This is a genomic window from Lentimicrobiaceae bacterium, assembly GCA_020636745.1.
Taxonomy (GTDB): domain Bacteria; phylum Bacteroidota; class Bacteroidia; order Bacteroidales; family Lentimicrobiaceae; genus Lentimicrobium.
Genome location: JACJXH010000002.1, coordinates 630,438 through 642,526 on the forward strand (window position 1 = coordinate 630,438; position 12,089 = coordinate 642,526).

Annotated in this window: 10 protein-coding genes; 4 read left to right on the plus strand and 6 right to left on the minus strand. The window is 42.0% G+C overall.

The genetic code is table 11. From position 1 onward, the window contains the following. Nucleotides 1-9: 9 nt before the first annotated feature. The gene (locus H6541_05195) at nucleotides 10-1,548 is read right to left on the minus strand and encodes a YifB family Mg chelatase-like AAA ATPase (GenBank protein MCB9015172.1); all 1,539 of its coding nucleotides are present in this window, start codon (nucleotides 1,546-1,548) and stop codon (nucleotides 10-12) included. A 451-nt stretch (nucleotides 1,549-1,999) separates the two neighbouring features. On the opposite strand from H6541_05195, the gene H6541_05200 reads away from it, so the two are divergent. Further along, complete coding sequence (locus H6541_05200) at nucleotides 2,000-2,197, plus strand: DUF1289 domain-containing protein (protein MCB9015173.1); 198 nt, start codon at nucleotides 2,000-2,002, stop codon at nucleotides 2,195-2,197. Here the strand turns inward: H6541_05200 and H6541_05205 are convergent, their stop codons facing one another. After that, complete coding sequence (locus H6541_05205; protein MCB9015174.1) at nucleotides 2,198-3,205, minus strand: hypothetical protein; 1,008 nt, start codon at nucleotides 3,203-3,205, stop codon at nucleotides 2,198-2,200. A 195-nt stretch (nucleotides 3,206-3,400) separates the two neighbouring features. After that, nucleotides 3,401-3,994: a PorT family protein gene (locus H6541_05210; GenBank protein ID MCB9015175.1), complete on the minus strand. Its 594-nt coding sequence runs from the start codon at nucleotides 3,992-3,994 to the stop codon at nucleotides 3,401-3,403. 266 nt (nucleotides 3,995-4,260) lie between these two features. Between H6541_05210 and H6541_05215 the strand changes: the two genes are divergently transcribed. Next, nucleotides 4,261-4,956 (plus strand): PorT family protein, encoded by a 696-nt coding sequence (locus H6541_05215; protein MCB9015176.1) that lies wholly within the window; start codon nucleotides 4,261-4,263, stop codon nucleotides 4,954-4,956. A 42-nt stretch (nucleotides 4,957-4,998) separates the two neighbouring features. Further along, nucleotides 4,999-6,648 (plus strand): NAD+ synthase, encoded by a 1,650-nt coding sequence (locus tag H6541_05220; protein ID MCB9015177.1) that lies wholly within the window; start codon nucleotides 4,999-5,001, stop codon nucleotides 6,646-6,648. Nucleotides 6,649-6,700: 52 nt separating this feature from the next. Here H6541_05220 and H6541_05225 read toward each other — a convergent pair whose 3' ends face one another. From H6541_05225 to H6541_05235, 3 genes are all read right to left on the minus strand, one after another. Continuing rightward, a complete protein-coding gene (locus tag H6541_05225; GenBank protein ID MCB9015178.1) occupies nucleotides 6,701-9,106 on the minus strand; it encodes an ABC transporter permease in 2,406 nt (801 codons plus the stop codon). A gap of 414 nt (nucleotides 9,107-9,520) precedes the next feature. Next, nucleotides 9,521-9,769 carry a NifU family protein gene (locus tag H6541_05230; GenBank protein MCB9015179.1) on the minus strand — a complete coding sequence of 83 codons (249 nt, stop codon included), beginning with the start codon at nucleotides 9,767-9,769 and terminating at the stop codon, nucleotides 9,521-9,523. Between the two features lie 32 nt (nucleotides 9,770-9,801). Continuing rightward, nucleotides 9,802-10,902 (minus strand): Mrp/NBP35 family ATP-binding protein, encoded by a 1,101-nt coding sequence (locus H6541_05235; protein MCB9015180.1) that lies wholly within the window; start codon nucleotides 10,900-10,902, stop codon nucleotides 9,802-9,804. A gap of 242 nt (nucleotides 10,903-11,144) precedes the next feature. Between H6541_05235 and H6541_05240 the strand changes: the two genes are divergently transcribed. Beyond that, nucleotides 11,145-12,065, plus strand: a complete 921-nt coding sequence (locus H6541_05240; protein ID MCB9015181.1) for a hypothetical protein — start codon at nucleotides 11,145-11,147, stop codon at nucleotides 12,063-12,065. Nucleotides 12,066-12,089 lie beyond the last annotated feature (24 nt).

The following is a 12,089-nucleotide window of genomic DNA, read 5'->3' on the forward strand; positions in this document are numbered from 1 at the left end:
TGAATAAGGTTATCCACCCCAGGTTTCGCGGTCGAGGCTGCGATAATGGATGGCTTCAGCCAGATGGTCCGGTCTGATTTCTTGACTTGAATCGAGATCAGCAATGGTTCTTGCCACTTTTAGAATGCGGTCGTAGGCCCGTGCTGAAAGATTGAGCTTTTCCATTGCATTTTTCAGCAGTGTGTGTCCTGCTTCATCTATTTTGCAGATGGATTGAAGCATTTTGCTGGTAATCTGGGCATTGGAATGTATGCCTTTATTGTTTTTATAACGTTCTTCCTGAATAAGTCGGGCTTTTACAACCCGTTCCCTGATGGGAGCGCTTTTTTCCGAAATTCTAACATCGGCAAGTTCGCGAAAGGGTACAGGTACTACTTCAACATGAATATCAATACGATCGAGCAGTGGACCTGATATTTTGTTGAGGTATTTTTGAACTACCCCCGGAGCACAAACACATTGTTTGTCGGGATGATTGTAGAACCCGCAGGGACATGGGTTCATGGCTGCCACCAGCATAAAACTGGCCGGGTACTCAACTGTTAATCTGGCACGCGAAACTGTAATCAGGCGATCTTCAAGTGGTTGGCGCAACACTTCCAGCACGGTGCGTTTAAATTCGGGTAACTCGTCGAGGAACAAAACGCCATTGTGTGCAAGCGAGATTTCGCCCGGCTGAGGGTTTGAGCCTCCTCCTACCAATGCGACATCGGAAATGGTATGGTGGGGACTTCTGAAGGGCCTGACTGAAATTAGCGAGGTGTGGCGATTCATTTTACCGGCTACCGAGTGAATTTTGGTGGTTTCAAGGGCTTCGTGAAGGTTAAGTGGCGGTAAAATAGATGGCAATCGCTTGGCGAGCATAGTTTTTCCAGAACCCGGAGGGCCAATCAGAATGGCATTATGTCCGCCGGCTGCTGCAATTTCAAGGGCGCGCTTGATATTTTCCTGGCCTTTCACATCTGAAAAATCAAACTCATATTCATTCAGCTGTGCATAAAACTCTTCGCGCGTATTTACAATCTCCCTGTCCAGCTCTGATTCGCCTTTGAAAAAGTGAATAACATCAATGATGTTTTCAACGCCATAAACTTCAAGATCGTTAACTATGGCTGCCTCGCGGGCGTTTTGTTTGGGCAAAATAAACCCCTTGAACCCCTGTTTGCGTGCTTCAATGGCAATGGGTAATGCCCCTTTAATAGGTTGCAATCCGCCATCAAGCGAAAGCTCACCCATAATGATGTAATCGCCTATGCAATCAGCAGGAATTTGCTCTGAAGCAGCAAGAATGCCCAGGGCGATTGTAAGATCATAGGATGATCCTTCTTTGCGGATATCAGCGGGAGCCATATTGATGACAATTTTTTTTCCGGGAATCCGGTATCCGATATTTCTTAGCGCAGCTTCTATCCGCTGATGACTTTCTTTAACGGCACTGTCGGGCAATCCAACCATAAAAAATTGAATGCCATTTTCCATATTTACTTCTACAGTTATCGTTATAGCATTAATGCCCATGATGGCGCTACCGTATGTCTTTACTAGCATAGTGTGATATATATGCAGCTAATTTACTCTATTTTCTTTTTAATCGGGCAAACTAACCGGCCTGTTTTACCGGTTTTTTTTGATATGCATTTATGTGAATTTCTGTTTGATGTTGTATTGGCTGGTCATTTGCCGGGTCCGATCATAGTGTTTTATTAGGTGTTTTTTGTCTGATTTTAATGGATTTTCCTGGAAGGCCATATTTATAAAGGATTTTAAACGTTGGCAGAACAAACGGGATGCAAGGACTTAATGACTTTGTTTTTTAACATCTGTGCATTCATATTCAATAACCGGCTGCGAAAGTTATAAACAGAGGGTAAGTAACGGCTTGTTTTATTCTATTATTCTCTGCAAAGTAAATACTTTTGGTGCCTGAACACAGAATAAGCAAATTGTGTTGAACATTTTCATCTGCTACAGGTTTTTACTGAAACTAACGAAGATAATTGTGGAGAACGATAAACCCAACCCCGAAGACAAATCACCCTGTAAAAAAGTATGCCGCCTTGATGAAGATGGCATGTGTGTTGGCTGTTACCGAATGTTGGACGAAATTGCCAACTGGTCAATCATGTCAAGTCAGGAACGCATGGATGTGATACGTAAATCGCACCTGAGAATGCAACTCAGAGGCATGAAACTCTGATTATTTTCTGCGTGGTTTATATCCCGATTTGGCTAATATTTCCTGTGAATTTGTGTTTTTTAGCAAAGTGGTAAGCGAGGTGCCGGTTTTATCGGCATACCGGCTTACTATCTGCCAGCCCAGCCATGTTCCTGTGCGAGCCGGCGATTCTTGAGAGAAAGCTGAGGTAAATGGCCCGTCGGTCATAAACATACTCATTGATTCCGCATTGGTTGAGTAAAGCAACTCATTTTCAATTAAAAAGCTCCATAAGTTACTTTCGTTTTCTTCGCACCATTTTAACTGAGCGGGTGTAAATCCGATTTTAAATTCTTTGGCCTCTTCGGGCAAAAGTACATCACAGAAATACAGTATTTTGCCTTCTTCAATCATCGCGTCGAGCAATGTCTGGCTTTTTGATTTCTCCATTAATGGATAACAAAGCTCTTTTACGCAATCGGGTAAAATGTGATCGCGGGTCAGTCGTTGCGAAACATACACAGGAATGCCCATCGTTTGGTAATCTTTATAGCCACTGCCCAGGTAAATATCCAAAGATATTATCATTGCTGAGTCGGCATATTTGATTGGATATTGAAAGTCGAACCCACTCACGTATGTATAAACTTTTGGTATAACTGCATTGGGAATTTCCTTGCTGTAAATTTTAAAAGCTTTGGATAATCCTTCACTCAGCCAGTCCAGGTCAGGGTATTGTTTCATGCAATCCTGATAGGTACGGCTGTTTTGCGGATCGTTTACAAAAGCCCTCAACTGCTCAATGGCTTCAGGCGATTGGTAATTATTGCCAAGGAAGACCCGAAATTCAGGAGCTATTTTATTCAGATCTGCTGCAAAGTTTTTTTGATCTAACGAAAATAAAGCAACTTCATAACGATGAATAGATGGCGCCGTAAGCTCTGATGGTGAAGCTGTATCAATTGAACTGCCGGGCTTTTTATTCCCTGTTTGCCGGCAAGAGGCCAATATTAGAAGAGAAAATACAAACAGCAGACGGAGTTTTTGCATAGTGGTAAAAGGCTTGGTTTTTATTTTAATCAGATAGTTGGTTGTTTAAGGTGACCTGATGTTACAGCGTAATTATCCGGCAATGTTTTGAAGTTTATTGACATGGGAGTTTGGAATATTCCTCCAAATCTTTTGCAAAAAAACAAAAAACCCCCGACAATTACTGGCCAGGGGTGAATAACGTAAAATGGCAGTCTAAAGTATTTTCCAGCCCAGACTAACTGTAAACATATTGTTTTTCAGGTCGAATCCGTCAAGTTTTGAGAAATCATTCAGCCCTATTTCATACCTTACATCAAGCGTGAGAAAGAGCAAATCTGCACCTGCGCCAAACTGAAGTCCGAAATTGGCATTTCGGATATCATCGCTGGTAAGCGTATTTTCCCAGTTATTGGCAGTAATGGTTTTATTGATTACCATAGATGCAACAGGCCCGGCCATCACCCTTACATTGGCTGCTTTCAGGTCAATAACCTTAGCTCCCAGCAACAGAGGGATATCAATGGTGTTAATTTTAATGGAATTTGTACTTGCCGAATTTTCATCATAAGTCAGCATCCCTTTTCTGCTCATAATGTTTAATTCAGGCTGCAGGTATACTTTTTTACCAAGTCGGGCAAATACACCAAAATGAAAAGTGCTTTTCATTTCTTCATTTATCTGCTCTTTATCTGTTGTGAATTTCGAAAAAGAAGCGCCGATTTTAGGACCTACTGAGAATCCGGGGATTTGTGAAAAAGCTACACTGCTGATGATTAAGGCAGCAGTGATTAAAATGAGTTTTTTCATAAGGTTTCTGTTTTGTGTAAGCAAATATAGTAAAGAATTGTATTCTTTTTTACATTCATCAGATGGCAACTGAATGGGTTCATGTTTTTTGTAATTTCGCATTGAATTCAGGGTTTCCGGTTGGCGCTGTCATCTGCATTAACTTACTGGTTTAGATTGGCTTTTCAACGAAAATCATAACTGATGATAGTGCTTCAGATGTGAATATTTTTAAATTCCTTGAAAGCCTCTGTCTGTTAATTATTGATTTTACAAATTCAAATAAAATGAAGCATATAAACTCATTGAGTGTAGTATTTATTGTAGTACTGATGCTATTTTCTCTGCAATCTGCTGCACAATATAAAAGTGTTTCGTTAGGGATTAAGGTGGCGCCGTCGCTGGGCTGGCTGAAAACCGATCAGGATGGTTACCGTTCTGACGGAGTAGTTCCGGGTATTGCATGGGGTTTGGTGGCAGAATTTTACTTTGCCGAAAACTATGCCTTTGGAACAGGCTTTAATTTTAATTTTCAAAATGGAAAACTTAGTTATCCTGATGAACAAGGTTTGTCAGGTGCCGGGGTTTTATCACGAAAGTACCGGTTTAAATACCTTGAGATACCGGCTGTTATTAAAATGCGCACCAACGAGATAAAAGGATTCCGGTTTTTCGGGCAGGTTGGTATGGGCTTTGGGGTGCGGCTTAATTCAAAGGCTAAAGATGTATTTGAAGTGAATGGCAGCCCTGATCAAACGGTTGATTTCAGATTGATTGATTCGCAAACCAACCTTTTTAAAGCTTCTATGATTGTTGGTGCCGGTGTTGAGTATCCGTTTGACAACAGTTCAGCCATCGTGGCCGGAATTAATTTCAACAATGGTTTTAGTGATGTACTCAAAGGAAAAAATGCCGTTTTCCCTGAACGCGAACATCATGGAGTGCCCAATTTTGTCGAAATCAGTTTGGCTGTTATGTTCTAATTCGTGAATCTAAATTACTTTTTTTGAAATTATTCATCCCACATGAAAATAGCCCTCGCACAGCTTAATTACCTTATTGGCGATTTTAAAGGCAATGCTTCTAAAATTGCAGATTCAATCAAAAAAGCAAAGGATGATGGTGCTGAACTTGTCGTTTTTGCCGAATTGGCCCTGACTGGTTACCCTCCGCGCGATTTTCTTGAATTTGATGACTTTATTCAGCAGTCGGAATTATTTATGAAGGAAATTGCGGCTGAATGCGTTGGAATTGCCGCTATCGTTGGTGCTCCGTCGCGCAATTTAACCGGCAGAGGCAAGCCGTTGTTCAATTCAGCGTGGATTCTTTATGATGGCGAAGTAAAGCATATGGTTCACAAAAGTCTTTTGCCCAATTATGATGTTTTTGATGAATACAGGTATTTTGAGTCAGGCAATGAATATGAGGTTATTCATTTAAACGGGAAAAAACTGGCAATTACCATTTGTGAGGATATCTGGAATGTGGGTGATATTCCGTTGTACAGGCAATTTCCACTTGATCAGCTGGCTGTGCAGTGTCCTGATTTTATTATCAATATTGCCGCATCGCCTTTTCATTACCATCAGGCGCTGATGCGCGGCGAAGTGCTTCGCGAAAATGCTGCAAAATACAAATTGCCCATTGTTTATGTAAATCATGTAGGTGCACAAACTGAACTGATTTTTGATGGAGGCTCTGTGGTATGTGATGCTGGTGGAAATATCCGCACATCGTTGCCACTTTTCAGTGAAGCTATTGCGCTGGTGGAGTTGAACGAAACCTTTTACAATACGCAACCTGCACCTCAGGCAGTGATTCCTGAGACAATTTCAGATATTGGGCTGGTGCACGATGCCCTGGTAACAGGTATTCGTGATTACTTTGGCAAAATGGGATTTACAAAAGCGATTCTTGGGTTATCAGGTGGTATTGATTCAGCTGTAACAATGGCTTTGGCTGCTGAGGCTCTTGGTGCCGCCCAGGTAAGGGGAATTTTGCTGCCTTCTGAATTTTCTTCCGATCATTCCATTCAGGATGCCCGGCAACTTGCGTTGAACCTAGGATGCCCGGCAGATCTGATATCTATTGAAGAAGCTTATAAGGCATTTCAAAACAGTCTTCAGCCATTCTTTGCCGGATTGCCTTTTAGTCTTGCTGAAGAAAATCTACAAGCACGAACCAGGGCCGTTTTACTCATGGCCATGTCAAATAAATTCGGTTATATTCTGTTGAATACCAGTAATAAGAGCGAGGCAGCGGTGGGCTACGGTACGCTTTATGGCGATATGTGCGGCGGACTTTCTGTTTTGGGGGATGTTTATAAGACAGATGTTTACAGGCTGGCCCGATACATCAACAGAGACAAGGAAATCATTCCGGAAAGTTCAATCAGCAAGCCTCCTTCAGCAGAATTAAGGCCTGATCAAAAAGACAGTGACTCCCTGCCTGAATATGAGTTGCTTGATCGTTTATTGTATCAGTATATTGAAAAACGCAAAGGCCCTCGCGAACTGGAAGCCATGGGATTTGAAAAAAATCTGGTAAGCCGGGTGCTTCGCATGATCAATATGAATGAATGGAAACGCTATCAGACACCGCCCATCCTTCGCATTTCGCCCAAAGCTTTTGGAATGGGCCGCCGAATGCCAATAGTTGGAAAGTACCTCAGTTGATGCCACAATTGATGTTGCCTGTAATTGCAGCTGCAGGTGTTTTTTTGCCTGATTACTCATATTTAAGGTTTTCAACCGGATTTAATGCAATGATTCGGCGCGACTGAATCCATACAGTAATGAAGGAAATAATCAGAACCATGATTGCCGGTGTGAAATATATCCACCACGGTATAGGTAGTTGCGTGGCAAATCCGGCAAGCCATTCATCAAATTTGATGTAAAAAACAGGCAGTGCTATTGCTGATGCAAGAACCCAAAGTAAAATATAATCTTTAAAGAGCAGCCAGAACAACCAATTGTCGGAAGCGCCCAGCACTTTGCGAATTCCTATTTCTTTCTTGCGTTGCTCAGCGGTATATGCCGAAAGTCCTATCAGTCCAAGAATGGTGATGAAAACCACCAGCGTTGAAAAAACCGTAAATACCAAAGTGTATCTTTTTTCCTGTTCAAACTGTAAATAGTAGTAGTCTTTGAGAAATGAAGCATTGAATGGGTTATTTGGAAAAATTTTGCTGTAGATATTCTCAATAACTTTTATCATTTGTTTGGTGTCTGATTTCCCTGTGTTTATGGAGAATTTTCCCTGAAACCTTTGAGGATATCTGAAAATTTGCGGTTCAATAGATTCTTTGGGCGAGCGTTGAAGAAAATCGATAACGACTCCTGAGATCATCCAGGGTTTTTGTTCCATCATAATTTTTTTTCCGACCGCGTCCTGAGGTTTGGCGTACCCCAGATTGGCTGCTGCGTTGGCATTGATAACCACCCGCTGACGGTCAATGGCTGCATTCCCTGTAAAGCCTTCTCCGGCAATGAACCTGATTTTATAAGTGTCAAAGAAAGCTTGTCCGGTTTCAGTAATCCGATAATTCTTAGCATCATTTTCACTTTGTCCTACCCTGTAAATTCCTCCCCTGTTGAACATATTAGCCTGCCCGGGAACAACAGATGAAAAGGCACAACCGTGTGTTCCGCTTAAGGCATTGATTTCATCGGTAAAACTTTTAAATCTGTTTAAAAGAGTTGAATCTCCTACAACAGGCGCTTTCACTACCAGTATATTGTCAAGACAAAAGCCTGTGTCCTGTTTGGTGATATATCTGAACTGAAGGTAGACTCCCATGGTTGCTGCAATGATTGCAATTCCAATGGCAAATTGTAAGGTAAGCAGCCCTTTTTTCATAAACCGGCCACTCTTTTGCCTGGCTTGCCCGGCTTTAAGCAATTGAATCACCTTGGCCGAATAAATACCTGAAACTGAATAAATACCTGCTGAAAATGTTCCGGCTAAAAATGCAAGTGCTATGGTTAAATAGAACCAGTATGAATGAATTACCTGAGAAGAAGGCGGGAGTCCGGTAAGCTGACTGAATGACGGGTAAATTATTTCGAAAATGCCTACGGCAATGATAACGGCAGCCAGATTGATAAATGCTGACCAAATCAATAATTGAAAAAGCAATTGGAACCTGCTTGCTCCGTTAACTTTTCTGATAGCCATTTCGCGTTGTTTGCGAAGTGAAGCTATGGTGGAAAGGTTAAAAAAATTGACCCATGCAATCACCAGAATAAACCATCCTACAATTCCCAGAAGATTGACAGCGCTTTTGTCGCCATTGGCTTCAAGTTCATGCATATAATGTGATGTAAGGTGAATGTCGCGCAATGGCTGAAGCCTGAATGACATTCCCATCTTGTATTTGGCCAAATCGCTGCCCAGTTCACGTTCAATAAATGCTTCAATTCCCCGGTTGATTTTCTCTGGGTCGGTTCCGGGGGCTAACTTGACATAGGTGTAAAATCCGCTGTTAAACCAGCCGTTTGAAAACAATTCAGGGTCGCGCTGCATCCAGGCTGCCAAAGCAACAAAAATGTCTGCTTTCATATGCATGTTGGGGGGGAGATCTTTGAAAACAGCTGTTACTTTCAGGTTTTGCTGTTTGTTGTAGCTGAGCGTTTTTCCTAAAGGGTCGTTGGTGCCAAAGTATTTTTTTGCAGTTGATTCGGAAATGGCCACAGATGTGGGCTCGTCGAGGCAATGGGCCGCTTGCCCCCTGATAACTTTAATTCCCAGCAGATTGAAAATACCCGACTCAGCTCTGAATACTTTTTGCTCCTCAAAATAGTGCTCATCCTTAAAAAAAATGCCTTCAGTTTTGTACGCTCTGGCAAAAGCCTGTACTTCTGGAAAATTAGTTTTAATGGCCGGCCCAATTGTAGGAGAAGCACTTGCAAATTCAACCCGGTCTTCGTTTTCGCTCCAACGTGAATATTGCACCCTGTAGGTGTCAGCATATGCTTCTGGCTGTTTGTCGAAACTCCTGTGAAATCTGACATAACTGCTTATCATCAGGCAGGCTGCCAATCCAATCGCCAGGCCAGAGATGTTGATAAAATAAAATCCGGGGTTTCTTCGTAAATCCCTGAAAACGATGCGTAGATAGTTCGAAAGCATTGATTCGGTTTTAACAGATGCAATGCTGTTCTCAAATCAAATGCCAGTAATTATAAAAACCATTACATCAAAGAGATACCTGTAAAGAGATTGATTATATCTGTTCGCTTTTGTACATTGGTTGTACGTTGGAGGACAGGGGTTGACAGATGCGGTATTCGGAGGTTGGGAGTTATGAGATAAAAAGTAAAGTAAGAATCAGAAGTCTATAGTTAATAGTCTGAAGCCGGTTTGGTGGAGAAATGGGTAGAGTCAGTTCATCAGTCGGAGGTTGGACGACAGAGATAAGAAGTAAAAAGGGATAATTATGGGGAAACCAATTTTCAGGTTTTCATTTGACTTCCATTCCCACAGGTAAAAAAAAGCCTGCTTTGAGCAAAGCAGGCTTTGAAAAGCATCTACTGGTTTGATATCTTAGAAAAGATTAAGAGCTTCTACAGATTTGATTTCAGGTAAGGCTTTTTTTACAGCTTCTTCCACCCCGTTTTTGAGAGTCATTCTGCTGAACGGGCAAGAGCCGCATGAACCTTGTAATTCGACATTCACCACTTTGTCTTCAGTGAGTTCAACAAAGCTGATGTCGCCACCGTCGGCCTGAAGGTAAGGCCTTATTTGTTCAATAATGTTTTTGACCTTAACGGTTAATTCTTCGTGATTTGACATGGTAAATTGTTTTTGAGTTTATGGCCTGGAATCTATTTTGTAATTTCTACAATCTTTGTGGCTTCAATAGTAGCATTGCGGATAGCAATTTGCTGAGCGGTATTTTCTGCCAGTAGTTTAAAAGCTACTGAAACCGGAGAACTGGAATCCAGGGCAATGGGGCTGCCTTTATCGCCCGATTCGCAAATACCCTGAACAATCGGGATCTGACCAAGCAGAGGTAGATTGTTTGCTTCGGCCAGTTTTTTACCTCCGTCTTTACCAAAAATGTAATATTTATTTTCAGGAAGCTCAGCTGGTGTAAACCAGGCCATGTTTTCAATAAGCCCCAGAATCGGAACCTTGATATTGTCCTGTGTAAACATCCCAATAGCTTTACGGGCATCAGCCAGTGCAACTTCCTGAGGTGTGGTAACAATACAAACCCCGGTAACAGGCAATTGCTGAACGAGAGTGAGGTGTATATCACCGGTTCCGGGAGGCATATCAATCACCATATAGTCGAGTTCGCCCCAATCGGCCTCACTAAAGAGCTGTGTGAGGGCGTTGCTGGCCATTGGGCCGCGCCATACCAGTGCTTTGTCCGGATCAACAAAAAAGCCGATGGAAAGGAGTTTGATGCCGTATTTTTCAACCGGAGCAACCAATGTTTTTCCATTTTTTTCGACACCTCCGGGTTTGGTATTTACCTCATTAAACATCAGTGGAACAGAGGGGCCATAAATGTCAGCATCAATCAGGCCAACTTTTGCACCGGTGCGGCTGAGTGCAATGGCCAGATTTGCAGCAACAGTAGATTTTCCAACGCCTCCTTTGCCTGATGCTACCGCAATAATGTTCTTAACCCCTTCAAGTAATGGGCGTTTTTCACTTCTTAAGGTGGTAACTTTGGATGTCATTTCTATGGCAATTTCAGCCATGGGGTCAACCAACTGCTGAATTGCTTTGATACAATCCTGCTTTATTTTGTCTTTTAACGGACAGGCCGGAGTTGTAAGTACTACTTTGAATGATACCTTATTGCCTTCAACTTTAACATCTTCAATCATGTTTAAGCTTACCAAATCGCGGTGGAGGTCAGGATCATTTACTGTGCGCAATGCATTTATAATCTGATCGTTAGTGTAGGACATGATAATTATTGCTATTTTAATTTAGAATCGGTAAAGATAATAGTTTTTTGCGATTCCGACGGGTTATTCTGGAAAATGAATTTACCATGTTATTTGGTACATGAGGTTTGTGTATTCCCGTTTAACTCATTATTTTACTTGTTTACCGGTGGAAAAAGCATATTCACCATGTTTTATTTTTCGCATGAAGGCTTGAAGTTTAATTTTGCCCACCTTCAGTCGATTTATTAAAAAAAGCAAAAATGACAGGAAAAAAGTTTCTTTATTGGGCTGTGCGGTTTATTGTTCTGCTGATTTTATATTATGTCTTCTTTTTTCTTGGCGCTCAGGCAGTGGCTTCCCTCATGCCGCCAACGATGTCAGAACCAGGACTCGTGGGTATGGGCACTGGGATGCTGATTGTTGGTGTAGCCCATACATGCATGATAATGGCACTTATTTTAAGTTCGCGGTGGAAAGGCCTGAAATTAATGCTCAGTCTTGCTTTAGCTTATTATGGAGCCGTCACATTTGTCATGCAAATTGAAACCTGGTACTTTTTATCAGATATTACAGTGAACCCGGGATTGCTTGCCCGGTTGTTTATCATGGGACTACCGGTCGCTTTTATTTATATTCCTTTGGCTGTGTGGATTTTGGGGAAGGCAAGGGGGCAAAATACAGATAATGAACGGGATATTAGATTTATGCCAGCCGGGCAGTGGTTATGGAAACTTGGTGTAATTGCAATCTCTTATGTGTGTCTTTATTGGCTGGCCGGCTATTATATTGCCTGGCAAAATCCTGAATTGCGCGCTTTTTATGGAAGTCCGGGAGATATTTTACCATTCTGGACCCATACTATTCAAACATTAAGCAACGATCCGGGACTTTTCCCTTTTCAGATATTGAGAGCCATGATATGGACAGTTTGTGCCTGGGTAGTTATCCGCAACTCAAAATTAAACATCTGGTGGACAGCCTTGCTGGTCGGATGCTTTTTTAGTGTGCCTCAGAACCTGGGGCATATTATGGAAAATCCGATATTGCCCTTGGCCAGCGTCAGGCTTAGTCACTTTATTGAAACAGCCACCTCAACTTTTGTTTTCGGGGTAATTATTGTCTTGCTATTGTACCGGAGGCATTATACGTTCAGTGACCTTTGGGAGTTCAAAGCTGACTGATTACAAATAAGTTCGGAGAGCCAG

Excerpts from the sequence above, each read along its gene's own strand:
- H6541_05215 (MCB9015176.1), top strand. The coding sequence starts at position 4,261 with ATGAAGCATATAAACTCATTGAGTGTAGTATTTATTGTAGTACTGATG.
- H6541_05220 (MCB9015177.1), top strand. The coding sequence starts at position 4,999 with ATGAAAATAGCCCTCGCACAGCTTAATTACCTTATTGGCGATTTTAAA.
- H6541_05225 (MCB9015178.1), bottom strand. The coding sequence starts at position 9,106 with ATGCTTTCGAACTATCTACGCATCGTTTTCAGGGATTTACGAAGAAAC.
- H6541_05235 (MCB9015180.1), bottom strand. The coding sequence starts at position 10,902 with ATGTCCTACACTAACGATCAGATTATAAATGCATTGCGCACAGTAAAT.
- H6541_05205 (MCB9015174.1), bottom strand. The coding sequence starts at position 3,205 with ATGCAAAAACTCCGTCTGCTGTTTGTATTTTCTCTTCTAATATTGGCC.
- H6541_05240 (MCB9015181.1), top strand. The coding sequence starts at position 11,145 with ATGACAGGAAAAAAGTTTCTTTATTGGGCTGTGCGGTTTATTGTTCTG.
- H6541_05195 (MCB9015172.1), bottom strand. The coding sequence starts at position 1,548 with ATGCTAGTAAAGACATACGGTAGCGCCATCATGGGCATTAATGCTATA.
- H6541_05230 (MCB9015179.1), bottom strand. The coding sequence starts at position 9,769 with ATGTCAAATCACGAAGAATTAACCGTTAAGGTCAAAAACATTATTGAA.
- H6541_05210 (MCB9015175.1), bottom strand. The coding sequence starts at position 3,994 with ATGAAAAAACTCATTTTAATCACTGCTGCCTTAATCATCAGCAGTGTA.